Genomic DNA, 16,357 nt, shown 5'->3' on the forward strand with positions numbered 1-16,357 from the left:
CGTTGAATTCGTCGAGTGGTTGACGCGGGGCTGGAGGGCTGGTGGCTCAGCCCTGTTCGAGTTCCCCGCGCACGGTGGTGGCGATGCGGGTGAGCGCGGTCCCGAGACTGCGGCGTTGAGCGGCGGTCAGTGGATCGAACACGAGTCGTTTTACTTGCGCGACGTGTTGGGGGGCGCTGTCGGCGAGCTTGCGGCGGCCGCCGTCGGTGAGGGTGGCGAAGGTGTATCGGCCGTCGCTGGGGTCCGGGCGGCGGGTGACCCAGTCGCGGGCTTCGAAGCGGTCCATCGCTTTCGACAGGCGGGGCTGGGTGCTGTCGCAGACACGGGCGAGCTCGCTCAGGCGCATCGTGTCGTCGTCGGCCATTGATAGCTGGGCCAGTACGCCGTACTCGAAATTGGAGATGCCCGCGTCGCGCTGGAGCTGTCGGTCCAGGGCTGCCGGGAGCGCGATGACGACCGTGAGCAGTGCCTGCCACAGATCCTGTTGGTCCTCATCGAGCCAGGGCACCGGGGTGTTCATGGACCCATCGTACTTGCCTGGGCAACTTGCACTTGCCTAGGCAAGTAATCCTGCGCTAGTTTCTTACTTGCCCAGGCAAGTTAAAAGAGTTGCCTGGGCAAGTTAAGGAGCCGATTATGATGACCACAAGCCCGGCCTCGCGCAACGGCCGGACCTCGCCCGGGCCAGCCGCCGCGTACGACGACCTCCTTGCGCGCGTGCTGCCACAGTCACGCGAGCAGCGCGTGTGGAGTCCGTCCGATGGGCCGCTGCCCAGCCTGTTCGTCAGCCATGGCGCCCCGTTCACCCTCGACGATCCGCAGTGGGTCGGTGACCTCTTCGCCTGGGCCCAGTCGATGCCCAAACCCCGTGCCATCGTGGTCATTTCAGCCCACTGGGAACACGCGCCCACCGCGATTACCGCAGCCGCGGCAGGCACCCCGCTCTACTACGACTTCAGCGGTTTCCATCCCCGCTACAAGACCCTTCCCTACGCCACCCCGGACGCCTCCGACCTCGCTCGCCGACTCACGGGCCTGCTCGGCAGCACGCCGGTGCACCAGTTCGCCGACCGCGGTCTCGACCACGGCGCGTTCTTCGCCGTCTTCCACCAGCCCGCACTCGCCGGCCAGACCGCGGCCTTCGACGAATGGGCCATCGACGCCCTCGCCCGAGGCGACGTCGACGCCCTCACCGACTACCGCAGGAAGGCGCCCGGTGCCGCGGTCGCCCATCCGAGTGCCGAGCACTTCGTTCCGTTGCTGCTCACCGTCGGCGCCGCCGATGACCCCGCCAGTGCCGTGAGCGCCATCGACCGCATGGTGATGGGCAATTCCATCCGCTCGGTCCAATTGACCTGAGCCTCGACTTCCCGACCTGATCGCCTCATCCCGGGGCGACGACATCGAAACACCCTGGAGGACAGTTCCATGAAGGCAATCCGTTTCCACGAGTTCGGTACCAGTGAAGTCCTGCGCTACGACGACATCGACCGTCCGGTTCCCGGCGTCGGGCAGGTCCTGGTGCAGGTGGCGGCCACCTCGTTCAACCCGGTCGACGACCACATCCGCGCCGGCCATCTGGCGGAGATGATCCCGATCGCGCTGCCCTACGTTCCTGGCATCGACCTGGCGGGCACCGTCGCCGAACTCGGTGCCGACGTGACGGGCCTGTCGGTCGGCGACCGGGTTGTGGCGATGCTGCCACTGGACTCCGCCGGCGGTGCGGCCGAATATGCACTCGTCCCAGCGGAATCCGTGGCCCCGGCGCCGCAGTCGACCGAGCTGGTCGACGCCGCGGCGCTGCCGCTGACCGGTCTCGCGGCCTGGCAGTTGACATTCGAGCTCGCCGAGCTGAAGCCCGGTCAGACCGTCCTGGTCAACGGGGCCGCCGGAGCGGTGGGCAGCCTCGTGGTGCAACTCGCCGTCGACGCGGGAGCGCACGTGACCGCGGTAGACGCGCCGCAGCACGCCGACCGCCTCCGCGGTTACGGCGCGGTCCGGGTCGAAGGCCCCCTCACCCTCGCCGATGGCCCGGACGCGGTGGGCGGTCCGTTCCAGGTCGTGGTGAACCATGTGCGTGTTTCCCCCGAGGAACTCGCACAGCTGACGAACTATGTCGCCGACGGCGGGATCGCCGCGAGCTCGGCAGGCCCGATTCCCGAGGACACCGCCCGCGGGGTCCGCAGCGAGAGCCTGTGGGTCCGTAGCGACGGAGCCCAGCTGAGTGAGCTGGTCGCCAAGGTGGACGCCGGCAAGCTCCACATCCACATCGCCGACCGTCGCCAGGTGGCAGAGCTGGCCGACGTGCACGCGGACGCCGGCGCCGGCCGCCTGACCGGTAAGACTGTCGTGCTCGCCCCCTGATCCCGCCCGATCGCACTCGATCGGGCCACCCACCGCTGGTTCTCCCGCCGGAGGGAGGAGGTCGCCGAGCTCGCGGGGGCGACATGTCGGTTACGCACTCCTTGGGAGCTCGGCTCGGCTGGTGAGCGAGGCGGGCGGGCGCAGCGATGATCTACCGAGACCATCACCGAGGCCGGACATAGCACGGATGCTGTCCAAGTAAGTCAAGGTCGACGGCCGGACTCCCTTTTTCGCTGGGCCAGGAACGCGTTCCTTCCCGTATACGGGGAACGGTGATTCATCGTTTCTACTTGGGAGTGTGTCTTGCGATCCTAAGTCCGTGCAGCGGACCGTTTACGACCGATTAGGGAATAAACAGAACAAATCGGATGAAAGCACCGGCATTGCTGCGGGGTGGCCGGCACGGCGGCGTCTTGTCGTGCAGCGGCTGCGGGCGTGGCGGGCCGCCATTGAGGCTGCCGCGGTTGTGGTAGTGGTGATTCTGGCGACCGGGGCGGCTTCTGCCGAGCCGCCGACGTCTGGTCCGGAGCTCGGCCCGCCGGGGGGATACCAAGCACCCGCCGAGAGCGCTGGTCTACCTGCCCGGCCGGCCATCGTCCGGATCGAGCCGATTACTAACCGGTGGCTGCGGGTGTTCGTGCGGTCATCGGCGATGAACCGGGTCGTGCAGGTGCAGGTGCTACTGCCGGTCGACCGCAGCCGGCTCCGACCCGCCCTGTACCTGCTCGACGGGCGCGGTGCCCCCGAGAACGCCAGCAGTTGGACCGAGCACGGGCATGCGGTGGACTTCTTCGCCGACAAGAACGTCAACGTCGTGTTGACCACCGGCGGACCGGCCAACCTCTACACCGACTGGCAAAAGCGCGACCCCGTCCTGGGCACCAACAAATGGGAAACCTTCCTCACCCGCGAGCTGCCCCCGTTGATCGACGCCCAGTTCGAGGGCAACGGACGTAACGGGATCGAGGGGGTTTCGATGGGTGGTGAGGCCGCGATGATGCTCACCATGCGCAACCCGGGCCTGTACCGGGCGGTGGCCGCCCACAGCGGCTGCTACACCCTCGCATCCGGGGCCGGCCAAGCCCAGGCCCGCGCGATCGTAAAAACCTACGGCGGCGACCCCGACAACATGTTCGGCCGACCGGATGATCCCGACTGGCTCGCCCACGACGTCATGACCCACGCGGCAGCATTGCGCGGCACCGCGATCTACCTGTCCAGCGGCAGCGGCATCCCTGGCGAACACGACGTACCCGGGCAAGTCGACCTGCCCGATGCCATCACTGTCGGCGGCCCCCTCGAGGCCGGGGGCTATGCCTGCGCTGTGGCACTCGCCGATCGGCTCACTCGACTCGAGATTCCCGCGACGGTGAACCTGCGGCCCACCGGCACCCACTCCTGGCCCTACTGGGCCGACGAACTGGCCCGGTCCTGGCCCACCATCGCCCACGCACTCGACATCGACAACTGACACGAGGACCTTGGCTCCGGGCGTGCAGGAAGCGTCCAGCCGTAAAGAATAAGCGATTCGAAAGACGAGGATCTCCCGTTCGTTGAAGTAGGTGACAGGGATGTTCTGGAACAACACCATCTGCTTGGCATCGCTCAGTGCGTTGGCGAGGTTGGTTACGCACTCCTTGCGCGCCGATGTCAGCTCCGGCGAAAGTCTGATGCTCTCGACATCCGGCGTTTGATCATGGTGATCCTGTTGACGTTGCCCGGGATGTCGACTGCTCGTCGTAAACCCGACGCGCCGAATCGATCTCGTGTCGGTGACGATCGGCCCAGCCCGTCAACACCAGCAGCGTCTCATAGAGTTCGCGGGCCATCGGTGTCGCTTCGTATTCGGTCCTGGGCGGCACTGTTGGATAGACCGTCCGGACCAATAGGCCGTCGCGCTCGAGGTTGCGGAGGGTCAGCGTCAACATTCGGCGACTGACACCCTTGATTTCGCGCTCGAGATGCGTGAAGCGCATCGGACGCTGCGTGGTCAGCAGTAAGACGCCGATAGCCCATTTGCCGCTGATCCGGTTGAGCACTTCCAGCACCGAACACGCCTTGTCGATGGATGAGCCCTCAGCTTCGCCAACTCTGATTGCCTCGACCTGCGCTGGAACATCAATGTGCCCCTGAGACATGAAAGTGCCTCCTTCCGCTGAACGTGCTGGTGACAGATCATGCACTTAGTTACAAATAGTGCACCATGACAGCGGAGGACAGCCTGTGACCGACAACCATGAAACCTCGTACGAGCCAGGCCGCGGAGCGCCGCCGACACGACTCTCCGCAGAGAGGTTGGAGCGTTTTCTCGGCGCTAACCGGATGGGGGCGCTGGGTACGATCAAGCGTGACGGGCACCCGCATCTGTCGACGGTTGCCTACAGATGGGATCCGGCCACGCGCATGATCTCGATCGGTTCGACAGCCGATCGCGTCAAAGTACGCCAGCTCACCCGGGATCCGCGTGCCGCGCTCTATGTGAGCAGCGCTGACCAGCTCACTTTCGCGGTCGCCGAGGGCGCGGCCGAAATCTCCCCCGTCAGCACTACTCCCGGAGATGCCACCGGCCGCGAAATGCTCTCGATGTTCCCCGAATTCGACAACCCTGACGACGAAGCGACTTTCCTGGCGAACATGGTCGAGGACAAGCGACTGGTGATCAGGCTTCGTGTGTCCAAGCTGTACGGAGACACCCTCGCCGCCGGGCACTGACCAGGCGAGAGTGCATGGGGGTGCTCGCGGTAGCGGTTCGGTTCCCCACCTCGGGCGGCGCGTGTTAGTGCACCGCTCGTCATCACGCTTGCGGCACAACGGATTTCGCGGGGACTGACCGGATTCCCCGCACATCCAGCGACGCGACTTCGGCAGGCATCTGCGGCGCGGGGCTCCAGGAGTGGGGCGCGGCCGCTGAGTTCGGTGACAAGACCGGACCGAGCTCAGCGACCGGGGTGGAGAGTGCGCCGAGTAGGCGCATCTCTACCGCCGTGCTGACAGCGCACGCCGGAACAGCGTTACTCGAAGAGCTTCAGGTCATTCGCGACCACTTGGAACCGCTGCCCGGTGAGGCGATCGCTTCCTGGTGGGCGCGATTTGAGGCAAACGCCTCATGCGACCACGGTGGCGGCGGACCGATGATCAGGGCATGACGAAGCGAGTTCAGGAATCACGGAGATCACCGGTCATGACCGAATTGACATTCGAACCACCGACCATCGAGCGGTTCGATACGCGCACTTCAGATCACGCACCTGGAGTGCCGGACGGCGGGCGAGTCGATGCAGTCAACGTAAGCCGGCATGTCGGGGTGCGGCAGATTCTCCAGGAGCTGTCGTTGTCGGTCGAACCAGGCGAGTTGGTTGCCATTGCCGGCGGCAGTGGAGCAGGAAAGAGCACATTGCTGGAGATCCTCGCGGGACTGCGACCACCGTCTGCCGGGGAGGTTCGGCATGATGGCGTCGTTCGCGGGGCCCGAGTAAGCGCCGATTCCCGTATCGGCTACGTGCCCCAGGAGGACATCATCCACCTCGAGATGCCCCTGCGCCGCACGCTGCGCTACGCGGCGCGGCTGCGGCTGCCCGCAGGCACATCGGCTGCCGAGGCGGACCGGGTAGTCGAAGAGACCATGCATGACCTCGACCTGGCTGATCGGGCCGAGGTGCCGGTCCGTGCGCTCTCCGGTGGCCAGCGTAAACGGGCCAGTATCGCCGTGGAGCTACTGACCCGGCCACACCTTTTCTTTCTCGACGAACCCACCTCCGGGCTCGATCCGTCGACCGCAGCCGACGTGATGCGCCTGCTGCGCCGACTCAGCCAGCGCGGGGTCACAGTCGTCCTCACGACGCATGAGCCGACCGGCATCGACCGCTGTGACCGGGTGGTATTCCTGGCGCGCGACGGCCACCTTGCCTTCACCGGCAGCCCGACCGAGGCTCGGCGTTACTTCGGCGTCGAGGGTCTCGCCGAGGTGTACGACCGGCTGGCTCGTGAGCACACCCCCCAGATCTGGGCGAAGCGATTCGCGGACAGCGGTGGGAAGTCGAAAACCCAGCCTGGCCTGGCTCTACTGCCCCCCGCCACCCGTTCAGACGTCAAGCGCATAGACATGGTCCGGCAATGGTTGCTACTTACACGACGCAATGTCGATGTTCTCCTTCGCAACCGGCTGACCCTGGCGGTCCTGCTCGGCTCACCGGTGCTGGTCACTGCGATGATGGCGACGCTGTTCAAGCGAGACGCGTTCGATCCGCGTAACGAAGCCGACCTCGGCCCGGTCCAGATCGTGTTCTGGATCGCATTCGCAGGCTTCTTCTTCGGCCTTACCTACGGCCTGCTCCAGATCGTCGGGGAGATGGCCGTCTTCCGGCGGGAGCGCCTGGCCGGGCTCAGCGTGGGCGCCTACGTGGCATCCAAGATGACAGCGCTGCTTCCGGTGCTGGCTGGAGTGAGTGCGGTGCTCCTCGGTGTGTTGCGTGCGCTCGGTCGGCTCCCCGCCGTTGGATGGGACGTGTCCGCCTTCCTGTTTGTGACGATTGTGATCGAGGCGACCTCGGCACTGGCCCTCGGATTGCTCGCCTCGGCCGCGGTCTCCAACGCCGCGCAGGCCGCCCTCGCCCTGCCGATGCTCTGCTTCCCTCAGGTTCTGTTCGGTGGCGCCATAGTCCCCGTTGACGAGATGGCCCTCCCGGGACGCCTGATGAGTCTCGGCCTATCCAACCGCCACGCATTCGAAGCGCTGGGTCGCGACCTGGATCTCGAGCGGTACACCGCCACGCTGCCGGCCATGTCCGCCTACGGCGACACCTTCCACGGAGGCTCCGGCGCCAGTCTCATCGCGCTCGCCTCGTTTGCCGTTGGCCTCATGCTGGCCACGATATGGGTCTTGGACCGGCGGTCCCGGCCCAGCGCATCCCGGCGATGAAGGCTCCGCGCAGTCGGTCCCGTTGTCGGCTCGGCCAACCCGTTACCGGGTCCCGACTGTGCGTAATCAGCCGGGTCTCCGGCGCGCTCCGCATGCCGACCTGCTCGTCAACCGGCCGCGCATCGACTACGCCGTTGAGCCATGTGACATCAAATATCGCACCGGGCAACATCATTGGTGGTTGCCGAGCTGAAGTGCCCGGCGCAGCGGATGCTTCAATTTCCGACGGCCGCATTGACCGGGAACCCCGCCAGACCCCGATCGATCGCGGCGAGACTGGCCTGAGTGCGGTTGTTGACGCCGAGCTTGGCGTAGACACGTTCGACGTGGTTGCGTGCCGTTTTCTCGGCGATGAACAGTTCGGCGGCGATTTCTCTGTTCGATCGGCCCTGCGCGACGAGTCGCAGGATCTCGACCTCGCGGTCGGTCAGCCCGGCCGGCCAGGGCGTCCGCCGCGAGATCCGCGGACCTGTCACCGCAAGCACGGCCGCAGCCGACTCGGCGTCGAAGCGTCCGGCGCGCGCCTTCTTTCGTAGCTGATCGGCAGCGCCGCGAGGATCGAGCGGCGGCCGGTAGGGACGCGGCTCGAGCAGTCGCTGATAAGCCTCTGCCGTGGCAAGCAGCCGGTCCTGCGCGGTCAACTCCGCGCCGGCGATCCCCCGGGGAAAGCCGGACCCGTCGATCCGTTCCCGGTGCTTCATCGCGATGGGCACCACCGACTCCAAGCCGTTAACTCGACTCAGGATCCGGCCGGTCAGATCCGGATACATCCGTACCCGTTCCCATTCAGCCGTAGTGAGCGGCCCCTTCTTCTCCCAGATCTGGTTGGACACTCCCATTTTGCCAAGGCCGTGCACTAGGCCGGCACGGTAGAGATGCGTGACGTCCGACGGCGACATGCCCAGGTGTCGGGCTGCCCCGGCCACCAGGTTCGCGACGCCACGCGAATGCCCCAGAGTGAAAGGAGATTTGAGATCGGCGAAATCAGCGATGGCCTCGAGTAACTCGCCGCTCTCCTCGGCCGTCAGGGTTCGGTCACGATCCGGTGCTTGGGCCAACGCTGCTGTCCAGACGTCGATTTCGAGCAACCCGTCCACGATCGCCGCCGCGTCGCGATCGAACACCGCCGCCACGGCTGGGCTGAACTGACTGCCGCGCCGAGAACGGACAACATCCTTCGCGTGCTCGAGCCCTCCCGTCCGCAGGTGCACCTCGACGACGTCTGCGACGTGAGCGATGTGGATCTCGACCGGGATATCGTCTCCGCGGGAACCACTGGGCAACCCCCGGCCATCCCAGCGTTCGAAGGCATGGGCCAGCGCCTTTCCGACCTGCTCGTCCAAGCCCATCCGATCGGAGAGAACCCCGGCGGAACTGCAATGCGACTGGATGAGTGTGGCGACCTGGCTGCGAGCCGTGACCAGAAAGGCAGTGGCACGGATGCCGCGCTCCCAGCCCGGCAATCCGTGGCCGACATGACTCATCATCAGCCGCAGAAACGGCAGGCCGGTCATGTCCACCGTGTAGGTGTCGGCCCGAAACGCGATGTCGTCGCCGAAGAGTGCCGAGAGTTCGTGGGAGTCGGCGTGACAACCGATCCACCCGACCAGATTGGCGTAGTAGACGGTCGCCCGCTGTTGCAGGTCGAGCCTCATCCGCTCGGCGATCCGTGTCGCGATCAAGGACGACCGAAGCATGTGTTCCATCGGCTGACCCAGACCGAGATCGATCGCGAGCGATATCGCGGCGAGCAGTTCGGCTCTGCTCAGACCCTTACCCGAGCCGGGCACCGTCCCGTGCAGGTGCATCTTCCCATTGTCCACCCCAACATCGGCCATCTCTGCGCGAAAGACGAGACCACCGTGTCTCCGCCCCCGCAGCACGCGGGCCGTGACCAGCGCGTCGATTACGCAGGACTCGCGCGGGTCCGTCCCACTGAAGGCAACGCAACAGCTCGACGCCGGTCAAGACCGGCACCGCCGCAATTGCCGGGAGGCCGCCGCACCACCGTCGCAGCCTGACATAGTCGTCGGGCAAAAACACCGGCATGCCTCGGGCGAAGTCCGGAGGTGCGTATTCCAACCTGCCGTGGTGGATGTATCAGTCAATGGCCTTGGCAATGGCCGCCATCAATTTCTCAGGCGGGAGGTTCATCAGGTCGGTGGACAGCCACAGCGTGCGCAGGCCGTCTTCGTTCACATTTTCGTAATCCATGTAGGTGTCGCCTTTTATTGTCCCGGCCTCGGTGAATCTGATCTGCCAACGGTTGGCACGCAGGTTGCGGATCGCTAACTCCGCCTCGGGATCTCCCGGTAGGTAATCGCCATTCGGATCCATCAACTTGTCGAAATTGCCGGGCAGGCCGGTGTCCAGCGGTCCTTCGAGGTACTTCCGCCATTCTTCCGGAGCGGCTTCCTTTTCCCGCTTGCTCTGCTGGTCCGTCGGAACACTGCCGTCGCCATCCTGCTGGTCACCGCCGCCGTCACCGCCGCCGCCGGATCCACCGTCTCCGCCCGCACCAGAGGCTGCCCCGATCCCTACACCTATGAGCGCGGCAATGCCTACCCAATGAACGAGCTTCACGGGTTTGTCCACCAATTCCTTCATGTCGGGGTCACCCATGCGATTGACTTTCGAGCTGCCCAGAACGGATGCGGCACTTCGGCTATCCGCGCTCCCCAGGGTCGGCACAATGCCCTTCGGTCCGGCGAGGTGATCGCTGGTGGATGACAGCCGGGTACCGAGACCCCTGCACAAATTGGCTGTGGCCGCCGAGAGCCGGTTCACCCCGCCCAGCAAGAGCGTAGTCGGGTGGGGCGAACCGAAAGTGTCTCCGTGCCCGCCGAGTGCCAGTTTTGGTTGCAGGGCCATACGATTTCATCCCAACCGGTGCCATTCGGACATCTTGCGCCACATGGGTTTCGACAGTGCAGGCACCCTGAGGTCAGGGTAATGAGCCTCTCCGAGGACGAAAAGGTCCTGGGAGCACACTCTTTCGGGCGGGCTTCGTGCTTCCTGCACATCTACCGCCCGGGATGGTGCTGCGCGTCATACCGAGTGTCGATGGGAACGATGGCGAAGGCATTCTCGTAAATGACCCTCGCAAAACCGTCCGCGAGGGAGTATGGGTTGCGGCTCAGCGACCGACACACCGAACGCGCCGGGCCTCAACAAAGCACGATCAGCGCTTGTTGTCTACCTTGATGTCGTACTTCACGTTGTCACCATCGACTTCGGTGACATTCAGCGTCAATCCGATCGTGTCCTTGCCTTTGGTCAGGGTGCACCGCATGGTCGTACCCACCTTGCCCTCGAGACCGCCGGGACAATCAATGGCGTCGGGCTTTTGGCCCACCTTCTCGATCAGCGTCTTCTTTACCTGGTTCTCCAAATTCGCTTCTTTGATCTCGGGTTTACTGCCGACCTCGACGGAGCACCCGACGACCACGCACACGAGCACAGAGATCATGGCAAGACTGCTAATTCTCTTCACGGTCATAAAATGGCATGGCAGCGGTGAATCACTAGCCACCAACGGGAAGCTGCGGCGGTGAGGTGCAAGAGTGCGACCCATGTCGGAAGCGCAGCCAACCTCTCACCCCGCCCCGTTGCCCGGTGCGTCCAATGCGTACGGACCACCGCAGGCCCGGGAGGTGAGTGTCGCCTACCGGCGATGGGCAAATATCCTCGTCTGGATCGGCGCAGTCATCGCGGGCCTCGTGGTGGTTGCGCTCGTGGCGAGCGTCGTCCTCCTTGCGCACGCGGACGCGGACGTGGACAACGCCGTCTACGGCTACCTCGCCATCTACATCTGGGTCGGGATCATTGCCGCTATCCCGGCCCTGCTCGCGGTTGGCATCCCCGGTTTGGTCATGAAGTTGCGCGTGCGGCAGCAGGCTCAGGCATCCAGCGGTCTGTGACGGCCGCTTGGCAGCCGGGGCAGGCCCCCGGCGGCGCCCGGAATCACCGCAACGGCGGCGGGGTACTGCTTGGCTCGCCAGTGAGCGTCGGCATGGCGCGCGGTGGTGAATCGCTCCGGCTTTCTCGCCCTGCGCTGCTCGCCTCGGTGTCGGCCCTCTCGTGCGCGCTGGGTGCATTCGCGTTCGCGCTGTTGGTTTTTCGACCGGTTCGTCACATGTCCCCCGAGTAAGCGGTTCGGTAGGAAGAGCAGTCGGGCCCCGACCGGCGTGCGATCGGGGCCCCGACGGAGCCCGCTTCGAGCGGCAGCCAGACGCGAACCGTGATGCACGCCCGCCAGCTCGAAAGGCGACCACACATCGACCACGCAGGGCGTGCGCTCGATTGCTCGCCTACTTTGTCGCCGCCAGGCTGATCAGCTCACTGACCGCGCCGGGCGTGGAAACGCTGACCGCATGTGAGGCCGCGACCTCGACGGTGTGCGCAGAGGCCCGCTCGGCCATAAATCGCTGTGTCTCAATCGGAATGTTCCTGTCCTCGGTGGTCAGCAGGGCGAACGCCGGAATGTTCCGCCAAGCCGCCGTACTCGCGGGTTCTTGCAGAGCCGTCAACGCGACCGGACGTTGAGTCGTGGCCATCAGGTCGGCGATTGCGAGGGGAACGTCAGCCGCGAACTGCGTCGGGAAGTCCTCCTGTCGGATATACAGTTCGGTGCCCGAACTCAGGTCGGCCAGTGGGTATTGCGCCGGGCTGGTGGTCGGCCCGAGCGTGGAACCGGGGAATCTATCGGTCAGCCCCAGCGCGCTTTCCCCCTCTGCGGGGATGAACGCGGCGATATAGACCAGTGCGGTCACGTTCGCCTTCGTGGTGGCGGCGACGGTGATGACGCTGCCACCGTAGGAATGGCCGACCAGGACAACCGGGCCCTCAATGCTGTCCAGAACCGCCCCGATATACGCGGCGTCACTGGCGAGGCCGCGCAGCGGGTTGGCTGCGGCTATCACGGAATACCCTTGTGCACGTAGGTTTGCGACCACACCGTTCCAGCTGGAGGAGTCGGCGAACGCGCCGTGGACCAGCACGATAGTCGGGGTGGTTTCGGTGCTCACGAATGTCTTCCTTCGAGTCGATGTGGAACCGGGCGTTGGTCAGTCGGTGTGGAGTGCCGCCCGCAGCACCGAGACAGCCTGGGCGACAGCTGCTTTGGCGGCATTCGTATCGTGCATGGAATTAACCATGACGAAGTCATGGATGATGCCTCCATAGCGAACCTGGGTCACGGGAACGCCCGCGGCACGCAGCTTCGCGGCGTAGGCCTCGCCTTCGTCACGCAGCACATCGGCCTCGCCGGTGATGACCAGCGCGGGCGGTAGCCCGGCCAGCTGCTCGGTGGCGGCGCGCAGCGGTGACGCGGTGATCTGTGCGCGATCCTCTTCGCTGGTGGTGTACTGGTCCCAGAACCATTGCATGCCTTCGCGAGTCAGGAAGTAGCCCTCGGCGAACTGCTGATAGGACCCGGTATCGAAGTTGGCGTCGGTGACCGGATAGAACAGCACCTGCTGCGCGAACGAGACGTCGCCACGCTGCTTGGCCATGAGAGTCAGTGCGATGGCCATATTGCCGCCGACCGAATCACCGGCGACGGCGAGACGCGAGGAATCCAGTCCCTTGTCCGCACCCTGGGACGAAACCCATTGCGCGACACGGTAGGACTGCTCATTGGCGACCGGGTAGCGCACATCGGGGGAGCGGTCGTATTCGGGGAAAACTACGGCCGCGTGCGCACCGACTGCGAGGTCGCGCACCAGGCGGTCGTGGGTGTGCGCGTCACCGAAAACCCAGCCGGCACCGTGGGTATAGATGATCACCGGCAGTGTCTCGGCCGCTCCCCGTGGCTTGACGATCCGGACGCGCACCGACCCGGTCGGACCACCCTCGACGGTGATCCACTCCTCGTCGATCTCGGGCTTGAAAATAGGTGAATCCTGAACCGAATCAACCGCTTTGCGGCCTTCTTCCGGGGCCAACTGATAGAGGAACGGAGGCTGCGAAGTTGCGTCGACGAACTCCTGCGCCGCCTGCTCCAGTGCGATTCCTAGCGGGTTTCCTGTCATCGTCGGTCCTTTCCGTAGAAATTGAGGTGTTGTGTTGCCGGCGGTTCCGAGGGACTACGCCAGTTCGGCGAGAGCGTTTGTGATGACCGTGGTGACCTCGTCGGGATGGGTCTGCATGACCAGGTGCGGTGCGTCGATCTCGATGACCGATCGCAGCGCGGCCCGCTTGTAGCCGAACCGTTCGACATCGGGGTTGATGGTGTGGTCGGCGCTCGACACGATTCCCCAGCCTGGCTTCGTCTTCCACGCCGCGGTGCTCGCGGGCTCACCGAACGCGAACGCCGACAACGGCCGCTGTGAGACTGCGAGAACCTTCGCCACGGTCGCATCGACGCCCGCCGCGAAGACTTCTGGGAAGGCTTCGACATCGACGGAGACATCGGTGCCCTGTTCGCCGTCGCCGGCCGGGTACGGCGTATAGACCAGGTGGGCGGCAAGCTCGGAGTCCGGGAAGCCGCCCTGCAATTGCCCCAAGCTCTCGCCGTCGTCGAGGGCGTAGCCCGAGACGTAGACGAGGCCGATGACATTGTCGGCGACCCCGGCGACGGTGATGACTGCGCCGCCGTAGGAATGCCCGGCCAGTAGCACCGGTCCGTCGATCTGCTCGATGACGGACTTGATGTAGGCCGCGTCCGCGGAGAGGCTGCGGTTGAAGACCGGGGGCGCGATGACCCGGTGTCCCTGAGCGAGTAGCCGCTCGGTAACCGGGTGCCAGCTAGAGGCATCGGCGAACGCGCCGTGCACGAGAACGATGGTGGTCGCGGAGTTCATGGAGGGTCCTTCTCGATCGCTCGAACCGATATAGGTGGCTTTGCCGAGCATTCAGTTTCCAGTGCGCGATTGACTTCGTGCCCCTCTTCACCGGCCGTGAAAACCCCCGATCAGGACATGGCCGCCGCGCTCGGCACGTCGAAAACAGCGACCGAGTTGGTGGAGCGGTAACGCTGCTGGTACTCGCGCGGCGAGATTCCAAGTCGGGCTACGAATGCGCGACGCAAGGCTTCGCTACTACCGTATCCGGCGCTCATGGCGGCCTCGGTGACACTGCGTCCGGCATGCAGCATGTCCCTAGCGACGCCGAATCGTATGAAGGCTACGTATTCGGCGGGCGAGCGTTCGAGCTCCGCGCGGAATAGTCGCGCCAGGTGCCGGACACTGACGCGGGCGTGCGCGGCCAAAGTCTGGACCGTGTGTGGAAACGCTGGGTCCGCGCAGATCAGGTCGACCGCCTTACGCACGATCGGGCCGCGAGGCACCGGTCCGGCCAGTGATGCCGAAAACTGCGATTGTCCGCCGGAACGCTGCATGTACACCACCAGCAGCTGCGCGACCCGGCGTGCGACACCGGCACCGTAATCCTCCTCGACGAGCGCCAACGCGAGATCCACGCCGGCAGCCACACCCGCCGAGCTGTACAGGTTGCCGTCGCGCACGAAGATCGCATCCGGTTCCACCACGATCGTCGGGTATCGCCGCGCGAGGTCCGCCGCGAATTTCCAATGCGTGGTCGCCCGTCTCTCGTCGAGCAGGCCGAGCTCGGCCAGCACTACAGCGCCACTGCAGATCGAGGCCAGTCGCCGCGTGTTCCACGAAAGGTGTCGTGCCGCGGCTAGCACCTCCGGGGTGACGAACTCGGTAACGGGCAGTTCGCTGCCCGGGATGACGACCGTGTCGAAACGACCAGCGTCGGCGGCCGTGGCGCTCACTTCGATCCGTGCGCCGATCGAGGTCTGCGCCGGCTTCCCGTCGGCCGAGACGAGGACTACATCGTAGCCGGGCACGATCTGGTTGGCCTCTACGAAAACTTCTGCGGGGCCGACGAAGTCGAGCATTTTGACGCCGTCGAAGACAAGAATGCCCACCCGGCGGCGAGGCATCTCCATGAAGTTGGTGGCCATGTCATCCATTATTCTGGAGGCATGACTCCAAAACAAGTGATGTGGGCGATCGCACGTCCGGTACGGTGAAACCCATGGGACGGCCACGCCAGTTCGACGAATCGGGCCTACTCGACGCCTCCACAGAGTTGTTCTGGGCGAGGGGTTTCGACGAGACCTCGGTGGAGGACGTCTCGCGGGCAACCGGCGTTGGAAACGGCAGTATCTACGCCGCCTACGGTAATAAGCGCGGCTTGTTCCTCGCCGCGTTCGAACGCTACTGCCAGCGTCGCGCCCTGTTCGTACGCGATGTGGTCGGCTCCGCTCCGGGCTCGGCCCGCACCGCGGTGCGGACGCTCTTCGAGGCGATCATCGAGGAGTGCACCTCGCATCCGGATCAGCGTGGTTGCCTGATGATCAATAGCATCGCCCAACTCGGCAGCCGAATCCCCGAGGTCGTTATCATCGGCGCTCAAACCACTGCGAGCATGGAACAGGGCGTCGCCGAACGACTACGCAGGTCTGCCCGCCTCAGCGACGGCAGCCTCGACGATGCTGCACTCTCCGCGCACAGTGCCAATATCGTGGTAGTGGCGCAAGGTCTGATTCAACTGAGCCGCTTGGGAATTCCACGGCAACGACTACGCGAAATCGCCGACATATCGAACCAGGCGCTGCCTTCGGCATGGGCAGATGCGTAATGCGCCGTTGTTGAACGACATGCTGAGCGACTGGCTGCCGTCGTCTACTCGTCTTCTGGCCAGTCGATATCGTTGTCTTCGGGCCAGTCCGGCTCGATGATCAAGCGGCCGGTTCGGAGCGCGTCGGCGTACTGTTCGGCGACGAGATCCGTTGGGTAGCTCGGCCAGTAGGAGACAGCTCCGGTGGACTTGTCGATGACGCTGACCGAGCCGCCGATGGCGGGCGGCGCCGGGCGGGCGTGCGGGTCGGTGCCGGGAGGCGGTGGAAAGATCGCGACAACGGTGAAGCAGCAGTCGAATTCGGTGAGCAGGTTCGTGATGCCCCGCTCGACGTCGTCGTCGCCGGATAAGTACCGGTCGGCGATGCGCTCGGCCTCGGTGAGATCCACCGGTGTGCTGGCTTTGGTGGGGTAGGCATGGATATCCATGCACATCTGACGCGTCCGGGCCGCGAATGGTTCCGCA

General features: G+C 65.1%; 17 protein-coding genes. 7 read left to right on the top strand and 10 right to left on the bottom strand.

What is annotated here, in order from left to right; translation table 11 throughout:
* Positions 1-46 precede the first annotated feature (46 nt).
* The gene (locus ACLMAJ_RS20185) at positions 47-520 is read right to left on the bottom strand and encodes a MarR family winged helix-turn-helix transcriptional regulator (RefSeq protein ID WP_412015301.1); all 474 of its coding nucleotides are present in this window, start codon (positions 518-520) and stop codon (positions 47-49) included.
* 116 nt (positions 521-636) lie between these two features.
* Here ACLMAJ_RS20185 and ACLMAJ_RS20190 point away from each other — a divergent pair, with 116 nt between their 5' ends.
* The 3 genes from ACLMAJ_RS20190 to ACLMAJ_RS20200 all read left to right on the top strand — a co-directional run bounded on the left by ACLMAJ_RS20190 (position 637) and on the right by ACLMAJ_RS20200 (position 3,835).
* Complete coding sequence (locus ACLMAJ_RS20190) at positions 637-1,359, top strand: dioxygenase family protein (protein ID WP_412015302.1); 723 nt, start codon at positions 637-639, stop codon at positions 1,357-1,359.
* A gap of 69 nt (positions 1,360-1,428) precedes the next feature.
* The gene (locus ACLMAJ_RS20195) at positions 1,429-2,364 is read left to right on the top strand and encodes an NADP-dependent oxidoreductase (protein WP_412015303.1); all 936 of its coding nucleotides are present in this window, start codon (positions 1,429-1,431) and stop codon (positions 2,362-2,364) included.
* A 319-nt stretch (positions 2,365-2,683) separates the two neighbouring features.
* Positions 2,684-3,835, top strand: a complete 1,152-nt coding sequence (locus tag ACLMAJ_RS20200) for an alpha/beta hydrolase (RefSeq protein ID WP_412015304.1) — start codon at positions 2,684-2,686, stop codon at positions 3,833-3,835.
* A 223-nt stretch (positions 3,836-4,058) separates the two neighbouring features.
* Here ACLMAJ_RS20200 and ACLMAJ_RS20205 read toward each other — a convergent pair whose 3' ends face one another.
* Positions 4,059-4,547, bottom strand: a complete 489-nt coding sequence (locus tag ACLMAJ_RS20205; protein WP_412015305.1) for a winged helix-turn-helix transcriptional regulator — start codon at positions 4,545-4,547, stop codon at positions 4,059-4,061.
* Between the two features lie 40 nt (positions 4,548-4,587).
* Here ACLMAJ_RS20205 and ACLMAJ_RS20210 point away from each other — a divergent pair, with 40 nt between their 5' ends.
* Together ACLMAJ_RS20210 and ACLMAJ_RS20215 are read left to right on the top strand one after the other, a co-directional pair.
* Positions 4,588-5,076 (top strand): TIGR03618 family F420-dependent PPOX class oxidoreductase, encoded by a 489-nt coding sequence (locus tag ACLMAJ_RS20210; RefSeq protein WP_412015306.1) that lies wholly within the window; start codon positions 4,588-4,590, stop codon positions 5,074-5,076.
* A gap of 394 nt (positions 5,077-5,470) precedes the next feature.
* Complete coding sequence (locus ACLMAJ_RS20215; RefSeq protein WP_412015307.1) at positions 5,471-7,282, top strand: ABC transporter ATP-binding protein/permease; 1,812 nt, start codon at positions 5,471-5,473, stop codon at positions 7,280-7,282.
* Between the two features lie 215 nt (positions 7,283-7,497).
* Here ACLMAJ_RS20215 and ACLMAJ_RS20220 read toward each other — a convergent pair whose 3' ends face one another.
* The 3 genes from ACLMAJ_RS20220 to ACLMAJ_RS20230 form a co-directional block, all read right to left on the bottom strand.
* Positions 7,498-9,090, bottom strand: a complete 1,593-nt coding sequence (locus ACLMAJ_RS20220) for an HD domain-containing phosphohydrolase (protein ID WP_412015308.1) — start codon at positions 9,088-9,090, stop codon at positions 7,498-7,500.
* A 292-nt stretch (positions 9,091-9,382) separates the two neighbouring features.
* Positions 9,383-9,904 (bottom strand): hypothetical protein, encoded by a 522-nt coding sequence (locus tag ACLMAJ_RS20225; protein WP_412015309.1) that lies wholly within the window; start codon positions 9,902-9,904, stop codon positions 9,383-9,385.
* A 559-nt stretch (positions 9,905-10,463) separates the two neighbouring features.
* Positions 10,464-10,751 carry a DUF4333 domain-containing protein gene (locus ACLMAJ_RS20230; RefSeq protein ID WP_412015310.1) on the bottom strand — a complete coding sequence of 96 codons (288 nt, stop codon included), beginning with the start codon at positions 10,749-10,751 and terminating at the stop codon, positions 10,464-10,466.
* Between the two features lie 103 nt (positions 10,752-10,854).
* On the opposite strand from ACLMAJ_RS20230, the gene ACLMAJ_RS20235 reads away from it, so the two are divergent.
* The gene (locus tag ACLMAJ_RS20235; protein ID WP_412015311.1) at positions 10,855-11,202 is read left to right on the top strand and encodes a hypothetical protein; all 348 of its coding nucleotides are present in this window, start codon (positions 10,855-10,857) and stop codon (positions 11,200-11,202) included.
* Positions 11,203-11,592: 390 nt separating this feature from the next.
* Here ACLMAJ_RS20235 and ACLMAJ_RS20240 read toward each other — a convergent pair whose 3' ends face one another.
* From ACLMAJ_RS20240 to ACLMAJ_RS20255, 4 genes are all read right to left on the bottom strand, one after another.
* Complete coding sequence (locus tag ACLMAJ_RS20240) at positions 11,593-12,309, bottom strand: alpha/beta fold hydrolase (protein WP_412015312.1); 717 nt, start codon at positions 12,307-12,309, stop codon at positions 11,593-11,595.
* A gap of 39 nt (positions 12,310-12,348) precedes the next feature.
* The gene (locus tag ACLMAJ_RS20245; RefSeq protein ID WP_412015313.1) at positions 12,349-13,314 is read right to left on the bottom strand and encodes an alpha/beta hydrolase; all 966 of its coding nucleotides are present in this window, start codon (positions 13,312-13,314) and stop codon (positions 12,349-12,351) included.
* Positions 13,315-13,368: 54 nt separating this feature from the next.
* Complete coding sequence (locus ACLMAJ_RS20250) at positions 13,369-14,085, bottom strand: alpha/beta fold hydrolase (protein ID WP_412015314.1); 717 nt, start codon at positions 14,083-14,085, stop codon at positions 13,369-13,371.
* 110 nt (positions 14,086-14,195) lie between these two features.
* Positions 14,196-15,212: a GlxA family transcriptional regulator gene (locus tag ACLMAJ_RS20255; RefSeq protein WP_412015315.1), complete on the bottom strand. Its 1,017-nt coding sequence runs from the start codon at positions 15,210-15,212 to the stop codon at positions 14,196-14,198.
* 74 nt (positions 15,213-15,286) lie between these two features.
* Here ACLMAJ_RS20255 and ACLMAJ_RS20260 point away from each other — a divergent pair, with 74 nt between their 5' ends.
* The gene (locus ACLMAJ_RS20260) at positions 15,287-15,892 is read left to right on the top strand and encodes a TetR/AcrR family transcriptional regulator (protein WP_412015316.1); all 606 of its coding nucleotides are present in this window, start codon (positions 15,287-15,289) and stop codon (positions 15,890-15,892) included.
* Positions 15,893-15,936: 44 nt separating this feature from the next.
* Here ACLMAJ_RS20260 and ACLMAJ_RS20265 read toward each other — a convergent pair whose 3' ends face one another.
* Positions 15,937-16,320, bottom strand: a complete 384-nt coding sequence (locus tag ACLMAJ_RS20265; RefSeq protein WP_412015317.1) for a hypothetical protein — start codon at positions 16,318-16,320, stop codon at positions 15,937-15,939.
* Positions 16,321-16,357: the final 37 nt, after the last annotated feature.

Source organism: Nocardia arseniciresistens, from assembly GCF_046764875.1.
Taxonomy (GTDB): Bacteria; Actinomycetota; Actinomycetes; order Mycobacteriales; family Mycobacteriaceae; genus Nocardia; species Nocardia arseniciresistens.